Raw genomic sequence first — 13,194 nt, 5'->3', positions numbered from 1 at the left:
TTCGGCTCTTCTCGCTTCATGGGTCGGCTGTCGGTCGGCGTCGTTCAACAAACAGCGCGCGGTGGCCGAGACACTGCGGCTTCGGGCATGTCGAGGTCGCGCCGTCTATTCGACGCATGGAAACACGATTCCGGGCCATAGCTGTCCAGCATGCGCCGATAGGTGCGGGCTGACGCCGGCCACGGGTTTGTGACGCGCCCGCTGCGATGCCGATACCAGCTGGACGCGGGCGGCCACACCGTCGTGGCGATCGCCTGTTCCAGCCACCGCTGGTAATTGTCCATTGCCGCCTCGGTGACCTCGATTGCGGCAGCGTCGACCCGATCACGCCAGCGCAGGCATTCCAGGATGTACTGCATCTGAAGCTCTTTCATCGCAGGGTTACTGCCTGCGCTGTTGAAACTGTTCGGGCCGGCGAGCAGGAACAGATTCGGGAAATTCGGGACCGCGATTCCCAGGAAGGCGCTCGCGCCGCCGGTCCACTGTGCTGCCAGCTCGACCCCGCGGCGGCCGCGCACCCGCACCGGCACCAGGAATTCCGGAGCCTTGAAGCCGGTGGCGTAAACAACGGCGTCAGCCTTGTGTTGCGCACCGTCGGTGGTTTCGAGCCCTTCCTTCGTCATCTTGGCGATCGGCGCGGTGACGAGCTCGACATTCGGATATGCCAGTGTCGCGTAGTACTCGCTGTCGAGGACGATGCGTTTGCCGCCGATCGCATAGTCCGGTGTCACGGCCGCGCGCAGCGCAGGGTCCGAGATCGTGCGACGCAGATACCAGCGCGCCAGCCATTCGACAGGTCGCGCCGACCAGCCGCGCCACATCACCGGGGCGAGCACGGTATCGGCGCTGTAATGCAGTGCTTGCCGATACAAGTGGTGCCCGCCCGGTAGCGCCAAGACCGCTCGGGCGAGACGCCCGAAATCCTTCCGCGGTTTCGGTAGCACCCAATGCGCGGTTCGTTGAAAAACACGCACACGGCCAGCGGTCTCGGCCAGCGTGGGCAGAATCTGGGCCGCACTCGACCCCGTGCCGATCACCGCGACATCGAGACCGCGTAGATCATGTCGGTGATCCCACCGCGCGGTGTGGAACGCCGGACCGGCGAAGTCGGCTTCGCCGGGAAACTCGGGTAGCTGCGGGCGATGAAGCTGCCCGACCGCGAAGATCACTACATCAGCCACCATGCGCAGCCCCGCCGCGGTGATCACCTCCCAACAACCCTGATCTTCCAGATACGTGGCCTCACTGACCGGACAACCCACCTGAAGGTGCGGTAGCAAACCCTCATCGGCGGCAACCCTGCTCAGATAATCCAGAATCTGTTCCTGTCCCGGATAGCGAATGTGCCGATCGCGGTAGGGCGCGAAGGAGAACGAATACAAATGAGACGGGACATCACAATTGCACCCCGGGTAGACATTGTCCCGCCAGACGCCGCCGACCCCGTTCTCCTTCTCCAGGATCAGAAAATCATCGATACCAGCCCGTTTAAGCGCAACCCCCATCCCGATCCCCCCNCCCGAACCCCGCCCCCACCACAATCGCCGTGTAATGCACCGCAGCACCACGCCTTTCATCAGGGATACGCAAGCAACGCGCATCCACAGCTCCAGGAACAATCAAGTTTTTGGCAGGCGGAGACGTTGGCCCACCGGCAGATTATCGAGACGTGTAGCGGATGCTATTGCCGGCAATCGGCGCACAGCCTCCGCAGTCGATAGTTTCTTACCACACTTCCGTTCGGAACTTTGCCCACCTCGCACGGGTGGGTCGCGCATGAATTGACACGTTCAATAGGAATGGGTCCGCCGCCCGTTCCGTGAATATTGAAGCTGACGCTGCTATTGCGGCCGAGAGTCCCGGCGGATCTCATGATTTCGCGACCGGTGCACTCGTCGGCCGCGTTCGGCATATGGTCGGTCGAGCGGCGCTATCGCAGTAGGGGTACTTGCTCGCCGCGGGCCGACGCCCCCGCGTTCCGCTCGCGGGTCACCCCGCTCACTGTGTTTGCTGCCGGTGTTCGATGGTGATGGGCATGGATACGGAATCGCGGGTCGATTCGTCGATCAAATCCCGCTGATCGGCGAGGTGGCGCGGCAGAATGTCGACCATGCGCATATTTGCCCGATTGTTGCAGAGCGTGGTCGCCGGAGTGCTGCTCGTGGCAGTCGGGCAGAGCGTCGCGGCTACCCCCGCCCAGAGCCAGGTGTCCTGGCCGCAATTGCCGTGGACGAGTGCAGAACCGGATGGCGTACAGGCGTCGGCGGCGGCGCTGGCGGAGGGGATTGCCGGTACGGTGCTGTGGTCGCGGCAGCCGAACACGGTCGTTCCGATAGCGAGCATCACCAAGGTCATGACGGCACTGGTGGTGGTCAACGCCGGTGACCTCGAACGGACTATCACCGTGCCGCACGAAAGCATCGCCTACTGCGTCAGGCACGACGGAAGCACCGCGGGCCTTGCCCCCGGTGAGGTGCTCACCGCACGCCAGCTCCTCTACGCGATGATGCTGCCGTCGGGCTGTGACGCCACCTACACGCTGGCTGAGGCGTTCGGGCCCGGCCAGCACGGATTCATCACCAGGATGAACGACACCGCGCGTCAAATGGGCCTGGCGGGAACGCATTTCACCGACCCCAGTGGTCTTCCCGTCCCGAACGACGACTCGAATTCCTCCACACCGGCGGACTTGGTGACCCTGGGCCTGCGCGCGATGAGCCAACCGGTGTTCCGCGACATCGTCGGCACGCACAGCTATCACCTGCCCGCCGGCCCCGGCAACCGTGAGCACCACTGGCACACCACGAACATGCTGCTGGGCGACTATCCCGGCGCGGTCGGCATCAAAACCGGATACACCGACGCTGCGGGAACGTGCCTGCTGTTCCAGACGGTGCGCGCCGGAATACCGTTGGTCGGCGTGGTCCTGCACAGCTCGACCCACGGCGCCGTCGCCGCGAAGGACGACGCCGAACGCATGCTGGACTGGTTTTACGGCCCGATCTTCAGCGCGCTGCCGATCGGTTAGCGGTGCAGCGGTACTGCAGAGAGTCAGTCTTCTCGCGGTAGCGCGCGCTCTCTGAGCTGAGCCAGCGTTCTGCTGATGATGCGCGAGACCTGCATCTGCGAAACGCCTAACCGCTCGGCGATCTGTGCTTGGGTTTGGTCGCCGAAGAACCGTAGATGCAGCACGAGCCGCTCGCGGGGTGGAAGTTCGTCGAGCAGCGGAGCGAGCGTGAGCGCCTCCTCGGTGATCCGGTACCCGGAGTCTTCTGTGCCCAGGGTGTTGGCCACGCTGGGGGCGTACTCGTCATCGTTGTCGTAGGCCGAGGTGTCGAGCGAGTCGCTGGTGTAGGCGTTGGCGGCGAGCATGGCCTGGGTCGCCTCGAGCAGGTCGACGCCCAGTTCGATGGCGATCTCGATGGCGGTCGGCATCCGGGACAGCCGATGGCACAGGGTTTCGATGGCCGGGGCCAAGGCCAGCTGAATCTCCTTGGTGCGCCGCGGAACTCGCACGGACCAGCCGTGGTCGCGGAAGTGGCGACGAACTTCACCCAGAACGGTGGGCACCGCGAAGGCGAGGAACGGCGTCTCCCGAGCGGCGTCGTAGCGGTCGATGGCGGCGACCAGCCCGAGACTGGCGACCTGATACAGGTCCTCGTAGTGCTGTCCGCGTCCGGAATAGCGCCGCGCGATGTGATCGGCCAGCGGCAGGCACAAATGCTGGATCTCCGTGCGCATGCGGGAGTGTTCGGCAGAACCCGGCGGCAGGTCCGCCAGCTTCGTCAGCCACTCTTCGATTCCGTCATAGGAATTGCGGCCGTGGCGGCGGGCCGGGCGGGGACGGGAAGTACTGAGGGGGGTCACGACAAACCTCCGCGCGTCAACCTTCGCCGTGAGCTCCGCTCTGGGGTCTGAACGTTCTCATCCGACTGGACGCCACCCGAGCATTTCAGCAGCGAGCAGCGGGTGTCAGCACCGATTGCGAAACGCTACGTGCCGCGGCAGGACAGATAACGAAGAATCGACCACGAGGTTTCACCGTTTGAGGGATTCGAGTTCGGATATTTCGCCTAGTACGCAAGCTTGCTGACACGCAGCGCCAGGGGGCAGTACCACGCTCCCTACGCAGGGCTTGATCGACTGATGCCGCCCGACACAGGAACGAGAACGGATCGTGGGGACTCTGGTTTTCGACAGCAACGACCTCGCTGCGATCGAGGTGTTCCTCAACGGTGCGTACACAACGATGAGCATCGGCATCGGCAACGGCGGACGGCGCGGCGCGTCGGCGCATATCCGGCGCGACCTGCTCGGCCCGGTCATCTTGGATCAGTTGGATCTCGGATTCGACATGAGCTACGACGCCGATCGACTCGGGAAGATATGTCTGTGTTCGGTGCATACCGGCACGATCGAGCAGGCTTACCGCTATTCGGGCCCGAACGTGTTGCACGCCGGGGAGATCGGGTTGCTGAGCGCACCCGACCTACCGCACCGCGGGATGATCCGCTCGGCCCGGTACAGCATCACCATGTTCGATTCGGCCTTGTTCGCCAGGGTCGGCGCGCCCGCAGTGGCGGGACTTCCCATTCAACGTCGGCCGATCACCGCTGGTGCGGGACACCGCCTGGCTCGGGTGGTCGAGCATCTGCAGCAGGTCGCGGCGGACCCGGCGGCCGGCGATCTCGTCGCGGCGACCTCGGCGGACTACTTGGTCGCGACCGTGCTCGACACCATGCCGACCACGGTTGCGATCGAACCGACCGCGGCCGACCGGCGGGACGCCCACCCGGCCGCGGTGCGCCGCGCCCTCGCCTACATCGAGTCCCACCTCCGCGACGATCTGTCCGTCGCCGATATCGCCACGGCCTCGTCCGTCACGGTGCGGGCACTGCAACTGGCCTTCCGCAGACACCTCGACACCACCCCGTTGGCGCACCTGCGGCGGCTGCGCCTGGACGCGGCCCGTCAGCAACTCCGTGCCGCTGGTCCCGGTGACAGCACCACCGTGACCGCTGTCGCGTACGACTGGGGATTCACGCATCCGGGGCGCTTCGCGGTCGCCTACAAGCGCACCTACGGCGAGCATCCGAGCCGAACCCTGCACAGCTGACCAAACGTCCAGCTGGAGCGACCTTGCCGCCCGAGCCGGGCCGCAGCCAGGTTTCCTGGCAAGCTTCATGGGTAGCCAGACGTTATCTTTGGCCTACGGCGAGCGGAGGAAGCCGGAATGAGGACGCCCGCGTGGCCGATCCCGAACGATGATGAACAGGGTTTGGAGTTCGACCTCGAGGTCACGCCGGACTGGCGGATTCGGGATGCGGTACGGACGCTGCTCGCACCGGATGACAGTGTCGTTGTCGAGGACGCGGTCCTGGTCACCGATGAGATGGTCGCCAACGCCCGCGAGCACGCACGCCCACCCTGGCGCTGCCGCCTCACGGTGTTCGCGGGCTCGGGTCGGCTGCGGATCGAGGTCGATGACGGCGGACGGGGGGACCCTTACGTGCGCGAGCCGGATCTGACCGGTGGGCGCGGGATGATTCTGCTCGACCGACTGGCCCTCGCCTGGGGAGTCGTGCATCATCAGCGATTCAAGACGGTGTGGGCTGAGCTTCCGCTCGATCGGCCCCGGCTTTCACCCGTGGCCCCGGCGCCCGATCCGCAGGACCCGGCACCCGGTATCTAGACGTCGTCTCGACAGGTCCGAGTCACGCGGCGAGGGCGTCTTCCACGCTGTGGTAGAGGGCCAGAAACCGCTCGAGACCCGAGATTTCGAGGGGACGAATGACCGGGCGATTGGCGTCGACGACGATGCGCAGCGGCTCCCGGCGGGTTTCCGCTTCCCTGCTGGTCGCGGCGAGGGTCGTCAAGCCCGCGCCACCGAGGAATCGCACATCGGTCAGATCGAGCACACAGAACGCAGCGCGGGTGCGATCCAGCCCGGCCCGGACCGCCGTCGCCAGCTGCTCAGCCGTGTCGGTGCCGACCTCACCCCGTATCGCTACCACCGCAACCTCACCGACCATGCGATGCTCGACTTGCAGCGGCGACAACTCCTGCTCACGCTCAGTCACCTGGGCACTATAAAGCCATCGTCGGTGCGTAGCCCGCACTTTGCCAGCGGCGCAGTCGCGCCGCGCTCGGCTGACCGACCGCCTCAGCTGCTCCGGCGGTCGCGCAGGATCAGCCAGCCGGCCAAGGCCGCGACAACTACCGCGATTGCGGCAGCAAGTGGCACCCGCCTGCTGTTTGCCACGGCCGCGAGCTGGACTGCCCTGTCTTGGGCGACGCCGGTCACCCCGGTCGCTTTCGCTCGGGCGGTTTCGGCGGTTTCCCGCAGTCTGCCCTCGACCCTTCCTCGAACATCGAACTTATCGGTCAGCTCCGCGATGGTCTGGCCCAACTCCTCGCGGGTCAGGTCGCGGTCGGCCCGCAGCAGTTCCGTCTCGGGTGACTCAGCGGACGGGTTTCTCTTATCGTTCATCGCTGTTGTCCGTTCTCGATCGCCGGGGAGCGGCTCCTACAAGACCGAAATGGCCCGCTTCGCGATTCCCAAACCCGGCGTCTTCAGGGTTCGACCGGCACGGCACGATGCCGCAGCACGATATGGCCGTGTGTGGTCAGAGTGGGCGCACCACGGCCCGCCAGCCGCCGTCGTACTCGGCCGAGAATCGACCCGGCGGTGCGTGACTGCCTGCGACGGCGAGCGCCGCGGCGGTCCGGACCGCGGTCTCCTCGATGTCGGTGAGGTCGAGCTGAACATGGGTGATGTGGACAACCAGGTTCGATACGTCGACTCCGATTCGGGAGAGCAGACCGAGCCCGTCCTCGGCCCCGCGCAGCGCCGCGTCGACGAGTTCTGGGTCCAACCGCGGTTGGATCGAGCTGGTATCGGCGGGGTCTACGGCCCAAACAGCCTGGTTTCGAATGGGTTTCGTTGCTGCGCCCACCGCCACGGTCACCTCGCCGAAGTATCCGATCCCGCCCTTCTGACGCTTGAGCCGGTAGTGCCCGCGCTTGCTCGGCAGCTCGATCGGATCGGTCATGACTTCCAGTCGACGAATCGGCTTGGTAGATAATCGGATTCGATGGCTGCCGGGACCTTCAGATCATGTGCCAGCGCGGCGAGCGCCAGCAGCGGCCAGGCGATGCGAGACCGCGGCGGGTTGCGCATCGCGTCGGCCAGCTCCTGGCTGATGTCCTTCTTGGCGGCGAGTCGCTCGATGATCCGGATACGTGGCAGCCATGCCGAATCGGCCGGTGCCTCGGCGAGCCGATCCAGCGCGGGCGGAAGCAATTGGGCGACAGCGGCTTTGACGTCCTTGTTGCGTGGCCAGCGGGCCCGCTGCAGCAGCGCCGACAGGGCGGCGGCGTAGGCGTAGGGCACGCGCAGCTCCGCGGCGTCGGCCAGTGTCCACAGGTTCGGGTGGTACATCGTGTGGAACTGGCTGCGCAGATAGAAGTCACGCGGACCGTTGCGGCAGATCAGCGTCAGTTCGAATGCCTCGATCCACTCGTGCACCGAGGGTGTGCCGAGCTCTTCGTCACGGCCCGTTGTCACCGACATGCGTAGCAGCGGTAGGTCGCACCGCGCCGTATCCGAGGTGTGCCGTAGCCGCGCGCCGAAATATGAACTGGTCGCGTTCGACAACGTCAGCACGGCGGGTCGTGCGTGCCGGTGCGTCATTGCCGGGTCCTCGGCCGCCATCGCTTCGAGGTAGTTCCACAACGCCTCGATCAGGCTCGGCAGCCCCGCCGCGCCGACCTGATCCGTCGCTCCCGCAGCACGATCCAGCTCGTCGTACAACGCGGTCAGGGTGGCGCTGTCGGTGTGGGGTGAGGGGGCGGCACTCATGCGACCAACATAGTGGGTGGACATACGCCACCGATCCGGCAATCGACGCATCCTGCGGTGCAGACCCCAAATGGCTTGTCGCACAGACAAATGACATCGACCCCAGCCTCTGAGCGCAAGGTAGCGGGTACGCTCGAACATGCTTAGTTCAATATCTGAATTAACTCTAGGATCGATATGGTTGCGCCAACTCCCGCCGACAAGTTCTCCTTCGGATTGTGGACGGTGGGGTGGCAGGGGAGGGACCCGTTCGGGGACGCCACTCGACCGGAACTGGACGCGGTCGACGCGGTGCATCGACTCGCGGAGCTGGGCGCCTACGGTCTCAGCTTCCACGACGATGACCTGATTCCGTTCGGCGCGTCCGCCACCGAACGAGACCGCCGCATCGCGCGACTGCGGACCGCGCTGGCCGAAACCGGGCTCGTGGTTCCCATGGTGACCACCAATCTGTTCACCCATCCGGTGTTCAAGGACGGCGGATTCACCAGCAACGATCGGCAAGTGCGCCGGTTCGCGATGCGCAAGGTCCTGCGCAATGTGGAGTTGGCGGCTGAGCTGGGCGCGCGGACCTATGTGCTGTGGGGCGGGCGCGAAGGCGCGGAGTACGACAGCGCCAAGGATGTGCGCGCGGCCTTGGACCGCTACCGCGAAAGTCTCGACGTGCTCACCGGATTCGTGCGGGACCGCGGATACGACGTCCGGTTCGCGATCGAGCCCAAACCCAACGAGCCACGCGGTGACATCCTGTTGCCGACCGTCGGGCACGCGCTGGCGTTCATCACCACGCTCGCGCATCCGGAGCTGGTCGGCGTCAATCCCGAAGTGGGGCATGAGCAGATGGCCGGATTGAACTTCGCGCACGGCGTCGCGCAAGCGCTGTGGCACGGCAAGCTGTTCCACATCGACCTGAACGGCCAGCGCGGCATCAAATACGACCAGGACCTGGTCTTCGGGCACGGCGACCTGATGAACGCCTTCGCCTTGGTCGACCTGCTGGAGAACGGCGGGTCGGACGGCGCACCGGCCTACGACGGGCCAAGGCATTTCGACTACAAGCCGTCACGAACCGAAGACCTTGCCGGAGTGTGGGATTCGGCCGCTGCGAACATGCGGACCTATCTGCTGTTGCGCGAGCGCGCCCGCGCCTTCCGCGCGGATCCTGATGTGCGGGAAGCGTTGGCGACCGCGGGTGTCGATGAGCTGCGTACCCCGACCCTGGCGGCGGGGGAGACCTACGCCGACCTGCTGGTCGATGCGGAGACGGCGAAGTTCGACGCCGACCGCGCGGGGGAGCGCGGATACGGCTTCGTCCGGCTGAATCAGCTGGCGCTCGAACATCTTATCGGCGCACGGTGAGCGTTGCGGGACAGTGGTGCCGGGTCACTCGGTTCCGCGAGCTATGACGCACCTGTCCAGCCCGGTGCACCTGCGACAGGTGCGGACGGGGAACTTCCAGGCGGTGCTGGTGGCGATGTTGGACGGCCCCGCGTCGCGCGCCGAACTCGCCCAGCGCACCGGCCTCACCAAAGCCACCGTCGCCAGCCTCGTGGAACCTCTACTGCAGCAGCAGATTCTCGCCGAAGGCGCCGTGCTGAACACGGGACGTGGCCGACCGTCCCGACCACTGCACTTCGCCGCCGCAGGACCCGTCGCGATCGGCGCGGAAATCAACGTACGGCACCTCGCCGTCACGGTGCAGCGGCTGGACGGCTCGACCGAATTCGAGCAGCGAATCGAGGTGGACAACCGCCACGCTGCCGCAGCCGACATCGTGCCCCGGCTCGCCGGCCTGGTCCGCACCGCGATCGCCGCATGCGGCCGGGACCCACTCGGAATCGGGCTCGCCGTACCCGGCATTGTCCAGGACGGAACCGTCGTGCATACCCCGAATGTGCCCGGCCTCAACGGAATCCGACCAGGCGATCAACTCGCGGCTGATCTCGGGCGACCGGCGACGAACGTGGCGGTGGACAACGAAGCCAATCTCGCCGCCCTCGCCCACGTGTGGCCACACCGACTCTCCGGCGACGACTTCGTCTACGTCTCCGGCGATGTCGGCATCGGCGCCGGAATAGTGATCGGCGGAGTCATGTTTCGCGGCCGAAGCGGTTTCGCCGGCGAACTGGGCCACGTCACCATCGCCCGCCCCGGCCGCCCCTGTCCTTGCGGCAGCCGTGGCTGCGTGGAGCAATACGCCGGACTGCACGCCATTCTCCGAACCGCAGGCCAGCGCAACCTCGACGCACTCCTACACGCCCTGGACCACGGCGACACCCGCGCCCGCACCGCCGTCGAGAACGCCGGCGAGGCCCTCGGCGCCGCCCTCGCCTCGCTGATCAACATCTGCGACGTCGCGACCGCAGTGCTCGGCGGCAGCTACGCAACCTTGTTCGACCACCTCGCCCATGGCGTCCGCACCGAACTCGGCACCGGCGTACTCGCCGCGGCACGCCGTCCCATTCAGCTCACCATCTCCGCCTTCGGCAGCACCGCCGTCACCCGCGGCGCAGCCGCCCTCATCACCCGCCGCTGCTGCCTCGAACCGAACCTCCTGCTGCCGCCGAAGCAGTTGACGACCGGAGAACTACTGGGATAGTCCTGATATCGATCAACCGGACCCACGCCTGACCGTGTTATCTCGTGTTCAACGAGCAGATGAGGAACTCCTAGCGCATGGTCGAAGCCAGGGCCCGGCGAACGGCGAGTGTATGTGCCGCCGCATTGATCGGGTTGACGGTCTCGTGCTCTGATCCTCCCGTTTATCCCGGCGACGACCTGCGCAGGCTGCCCGCGGCGGCCGTCGGAGCGGTGGTCGTCGGACCGCTCTCCATGGAATCGGTTGGGCAGGAAGACCGTTCGCTGCTGTTCGTCTTCGATGCGGATGGCAAGGTGATCGGGCGGGACCTCGGTGCGGCGGTCAGCAACAATCGCGTGCTCGCCGCCGGCGAGAGAACGCCGAATTCTCGCACTACGACCTGACATCCGGACGTAAATCTCTCGGCCCGATCGCGCTGGCATGGCTCGACGACATCCACGGAAGCAAGACCGAGAGCGGTGGCAACATCTACTCCATCGCCGACCTGACCGGATTCGAATAGCGCCTGGTGGGTCACCCCTTCGCGCCGACCAACTGCTGATAGTTCGCGTTCCGCGCGATCAGCTCGTCGTGCGGGCCACTGTCGATGATGCGCCCGTCCTTGAGGAAAATAACGGTCTCTGCTTCACGGATCGTCGACAGGCGATGGGCAATGACCAGCAGTGCGCATTCTTTTCGCACTGTTTGGATGGTCACGTGCAGCGCCTGCTCGGTCTCGGCGTCCAGCATGGCCGTTGGCTCATCCAGCATCATCAGTACTGGGCGGCGGATCAATGCCCGTGCCAAAGCGACGCGTTGGCGCTCGCCGCCGGAGAGCAGAATGCCGTGCTCGCCCACGGGGGTGTCCAGGCCGCGAGGCAGTCGGGCGACAAGGTCGGTCAGGCCGGCGAGCTCGATTGCGCGCTGTAGGTCGTCGTCGCCCAGTTCCGGTTGCCGGTATGTCAGATTGTCTCGAAGGCTGCCGAACAGCAGGGGCGCGTTCTGTTCCAACAGGCTGATATCCGAGCGCCAGGCCCGGCGAGTGTGGTCGGCATAGGACCGACCCCGCAACAGAATGTCACCGTTGTCCGGATTATAAAATCTGCTCACCAGCGAGAATACCGTGGATTTTCCGGCACCCGACTGGCCGACCAAGGCGATATGACCGTTCTGTGGAACGGAGAAATTCACACCTTTGAGGATTGTTCGTTCATCGTAGGAGAAGTGCACGTTCCGGAACTCGAGCGCGGGGTGCCCATTTTCCGTTGCTTTGATGATTGTTGTACCCGCCGACTTGGTACCGGCCTCGGCTCGGCCTTCCAGAGCGTCGTCGACGTCCTCGGCGGGCAGCGCGAGTGTCGCCTGTATCCGGCTGAGCGCGCCAAGGGCTTGCTGCAAACCGACGGAGCCGTTGAAGAGGTCGCCGACCGGAATCAGCAGATTCATCGCGAGCAGCATCATCGTCACCAGACTGCTCAGTTCCATCTGATGATTTGCCACCCGGACGCCCCCGACCAGCAGGGAAACAACGAACGAGCCGGTGACCGCCAGGTGCATCGCCGGATTTCCCAAGGCCTTCAGTCTGGCCGCCCGCACGCCGGCGGTGAATGCCGCACCGGCCAACTCGGCCAAGTGCTCGTGCTCTCGGTCCTCGGCGTTGTTGACTTTGACCGTACGTACCGCGGTGAGGGCGCGTTCGATGTCTGCGGAAAGCGCACCGACGCTCTCTTGCAGCCGCGTCGAGGCCGTTTCGATGCGCACCATCACCAGCAACATCGCGCTCGCGGCGATGGCGATGGTGACGAAGACGATCGAGAACAGTACCCAGTCGAGGTAGATCATCACCGAGACGGTGCCGACAAGGGTGATCGTCCCGGTCAATATCTGGACAAGACTGGACCCGACGGCATTACGCACCACCGTCGAATCGAGCGTCACGCGCGAAATCAGGTCCCCGACCCGGAGCGACTCGAGTGTGGGAATTCGCAACCTCAACAGATGTCCGGCCAACCGATTGCGTACCGACAGGAGCACGGACTCGCTGGATCGCTCGAGGATGTAGAGGCCACCGGTATCGGTGACCGCGTGCAGAAGATACGCCCCGACCAGCGCCGCAAGGGACCATGCGATGGTCTTGCCCGCGCCGGCGTCGCGAATGACCTGTCCGGCCAGCAGCGGTTGCACCAGTGACAGTCCGGTGCCGATGAGAAGAAGCGCTGTAGCGCCCAGCAGGGAATATCGCTGTGGTGCAATCAATCCGAGCAGAGCGCGGACTCGACGTGGCCACGAATCGTGCTGCTGAGCATCGCCGTTTTCAGTAGACATCTTCCCCCACGTTCGTCTGCGGGCCGACTGCGATCAATCGGCTGAATGTAGTCATGTCACCCGCTTCTCCGACAAGTTTGCCGTCTGCTTCGACCCAGGCGTGCGCCGCGAACGGTAGTTCCGTGCGAACGCCGACACACCAGGTCGTCCAGGCCCCGTAACGTCGGCTCAGGAGCGTAGTCGCGACGGACCTGGTGAGGCACCCGAATCGCCCGGCGGCGTCGGGGCTCACCTCAACTACCCGACGTCGCCATCGTTCTGCGTCTTCGAACGACGCCGGACGACTTCCTCGATGTAACTGCCGCAAGGTCCATTCGATCCGCCGCGGCGGCAACATGACCAGAAGCCTGGCGGCTCGAACGGCCCATCGTGCAAACCATCTTTCGCCCCTGCGCGCATCCGCTTCGTATCCGGTCCCCAGGGCCATATG

General features: G+C 65.4%; 15 protein-coding genes. 6 read left to right on the top strand and 9 right to left on the bottom strand.

Annotated features, from left to right (window positions below):
- Window positions 1-44: 44 nt before the first annotated feature.
- Complete coding sequence (locus DBO33_RS24845; protein WP_107657206.1) at window positions 45-1,505, bottom strand: flavin-containing monooxygenase; 1,461 nt, start codon at window positions 1,503-1,505, stop codon at window positions 45-47.
- Window positions 1,506-1,998: 493 nt separating this feature from the next.
- Window positions 1,999-2,376 carry a hypothetical protein gene (locus DBO33_RS44070; protein ID WP_234391474.1) on the bottom strand — a complete coding sequence of 126 codons (378 nt, stop codon included), beginning with the start codon at window positions 2,374-2,376 and terminating at the stop codon, window positions 1,999-2,001.
- On the opposite strand from DBO33_RS44070, the gene DBO33_RS24840 reads away from it, so the two are divergent.
- The gene (locus DBO33_RS24840) at window positions 2,273-3,028 is read left to right on the top strand and encodes a D-alanyl-D-alanine carboxypeptidase family protein (protein ID WP_234391393.1); all 756 of its coding nucleotides are present in this window, start codon (window positions 2,273-2,275) and stop codon (window positions 3,026-3,028) included. The genes DBO33_RS44070 and DBO33_RS24840 overlap by 104 nt on opposite strands.
- Window positions 3,029-3,051: 23 nt before the next feature.
- On the opposite strand, the gene DBO33_RS24835 is transcribed toward DBO33_RS24840, so the two are convergent.
- On the bottom strand, window positions 3,052-3,867 hold the full coding sequence (locus DBO33_RS24835; RefSeq protein WP_234391017.1) for an RNA polymerase sigma factor SigF: 816 nt from the start codon (window positions 3,865-3,867) through the stop codon (window positions 3,052-3,054).
- Between the two features lie 310 nt (window positions 3,868-4,177).
- Between DBO33_RS24835 and DBO33_RS24830 the strand changes: the two genes are divergently transcribed.
- Both DBO33_RS24830 and DBO33_RS24825 read left to right on the top strand, forming a co-directional pair.
- Entirely contained in the window at window positions 4,178-5,116 is a 939-nt protein-coding gene (locus tag DBO33_RS24830) for a helix-turn-helix transcriptional regulator (protein ID WP_107657204.1), read from the top strand.
- A 117-nt stretch (window positions 5,117-5,233) separates the two neighbouring features.
- Complete coding sequence (locus DBO33_RS24825; RefSeq protein ID WP_107657203.1) at window positions 5,234-5,692, top strand: ATP-binding protein; 459 nt, start codon at window positions 5,234-5,236, stop codon at window positions 5,690-5,692.
- Window positions 5,693-5,714: 22 nt separating this feature from the next.
- On the opposite strand, the gene DBO33_RS24820 is transcribed toward DBO33_RS24825, so the two are convergent.
- From DBO33_RS24820 to DBO33_RS24805, 4 genes are all read right to left on the bottom strand, one after another.
- Window positions 5,715-6,080: an STAS domain-containing protein gene (locus DBO33_RS24820; protein ID WP_107657202.1), complete on the bottom strand. Its 366-nt coding sequence runs from the start codon at window positions 6,078-6,080 to the stop codon at window positions 5,715-5,717.
- Between the two features lie 83 nt (window positions 6,081-6,163).
- A complete protein-coding gene (locus tag DBO33_RS24815) occupies window positions 6,164-6,490 on the bottom strand; it encodes a DUF3618 domain-containing protein (RefSeq protein WP_107657201.1) in 327 nt (108 codons plus the stop codon).
- Window positions 6,491-6,626: 136 nt separating this feature from the next.
- Complete coding sequence (locus tag DBO33_RS24810; RefSeq protein ID WP_107657200.1) at window positions 6,627-7,052, bottom strand: hypothetical protein; 426 nt, start codon at window positions 7,050-7,052, stop codon at window positions 6,627-6,629.
- Entirely contained in the window at window positions 7,049-7,861 is an 813-nt protein-coding gene (locus DBO33_RS24805; protein ID WP_159080478.1) for an Imm49 family immunity protein, read from the bottom strand. Before DBO33_RS24805 ends, DBO33_RS24810 begins: the two co-directional genes overlap by 4 nt.
- 177 nt (window positions 7,862-8,038) lie before the next feature.
- On the opposite strand from DBO33_RS24805, the gene xylA reads away from it, so the two are divergent.
- From xylA to DBO33_RS24790, 3 genes are all read left to right on the top strand, one after another.
- A complete protein-coding gene (gene xylA / locus DBO33_RS24800) occupies window positions 8,039-9,220 on the top strand; it encodes a xylose isomerase (protein WP_107657198.1) in 1,182 nt (393 codons plus the stop codon).
- A 43-nt stretch (window positions 9,221-9,263) separates the two neighbouring features.
- A complete protein-coding gene (locus DBO33_RS24795; protein WP_107657197.1) occupies window positions 9,264-10,460 on the top strand; it encodes an ROK family protein in 1,197 nt (398 codons plus the stop codon).
- Window positions 10,461-10,537: 77 nt separating this feature from the next.
- On the top strand, window positions 10,538-10,843 hold the full coding sequence (locus DBO33_RS24790; protein ID WP_107657196.1) for a hypothetical protein: 306 nt from the start codon (window positions 10,538-10,540) through the stop codon (window positions 10,841-10,843).
- 130 nt (window positions 10,844-10,973) lie between these two features.
- Here the strand turns inward: DBO33_RS24790 and DBO33_RS24785 are convergent, their stop codons facing one another.
- Together DBO33_RS24785 and DBO33_RS44745 are read right to left on the bottom strand one after the other, a co-directional pair.
- Window positions 10,974-12,764 carry an ABC transporter ATP-binding protein gene (locus DBO33_RS24785; protein ID WP_107657195.1) on the bottom strand — a complete coding sequence of 597 codons (1,791 nt, stop codon included), beginning with the start codon at window positions 12,762-12,764 and terminating at the stop codon, window positions 10,974-10,976.
- Window positions 12,754-13,191: a lasso peptide biosynthesis B2 protein gene (locus DBO33_RS44745; protein ID WP_107660568.1), complete on the bottom strand. Its 438-nt coding sequence runs from the start codon at window positions 13,189-13,191 to the stop codon at window positions 12,754-12,756. Before DBO33_RS44745 ends, DBO33_RS24785 begins: the two co-directional genes overlap by 11 nt.
- Window positions 13,192-13,194: the final 3 nt, after the last annotated feature.

The sequence above is a fragment of the Nocardia suismassiliense genome, assembly GCF_900269665.1.
Classification (GTDB): domain Bacteria; phylum Actinomycetota; class Actinomycetes; order Mycobacteriales; family Mycobacteriaceae; genus Nocardia; species Nocardia suismassiliense.
Note: the sequence above shows the minus strand (reverse complement) of the source record. Positions and strands in the feature narration are given on the sequence as shown.

Bases quoted from the DNA above. Each gene is read 5' to 3' on its own strand.
- DBO33_RS24845 (WP_107657206.1), bottom strand. From the start codon at position 1,505: ATGGGGGTTGCGCTTAAACGGGCTGGTATCGATGATTTTCTGATCCTG.
- DBO33_RS24790 (WP_107657196.1), top strand. From the start codon at position 10,538: ATGGTCGAAGCCAGGGCCCGGCGAACGGCGAGTGTATGTGCCGCCGCA.
- DBO33_RS24785 (WP_107657195.1), bottom strand. From the start codon at position 12,764: ATGTCTACTGAAAACGGCGATGCTCAGCAGCACGATTCGTGGCCACGT.
- DBO33_RS24815 (WP_107657201.1), bottom strand. From the start codon at position 6,490: ATGAACGATAAGAGAAACCCGTCCGCTGAGTCACCCGAGACGGAACTG.
- DBO33_RS44745 (WP_107660568.1), bottom strand. From the start codon at position 13,191: ATGGCCCTGGGGACCGGATACGAAGCGGATGCGCGCAGGGGCGAAAGA.
- DBO33_RS24795 (WP_107657197.1), top strand. From the start codon at position 9,264: ATGACGCACCTGTCCAGCCCGGTGCACCTGCGACAGGTGCGGACGGGG.
- DBO33_RS24825 (WP_107657203.1), top strand. From the start codon at position 5,234: ATGAGGACGCCCGCGTGGCCGATCCCGAACGATGATGAACAGGGTTTG.
- xylA (WP_107657198.1), top strand. From the start codon at position 8,039: ATGGTTGCGCCAACTCCCGCCGACAAGTTCTCCTTCGGATTGTGGACG.
- DBO33_RS24810 (WP_107657200.1), bottom strand. From the start codon at position 7,052: ATGACCGATCCGATCGAGCTGCCGAGCAAGCGCGGGCACTACCGGCTC.
- DBO33_RS24805 (WP_159080478.1), bottom strand. From the start codon at position 7,861: ATGAGTGCCGCCCCCTCACCCCACACCGACAGCGCCACCCTGACCGCG.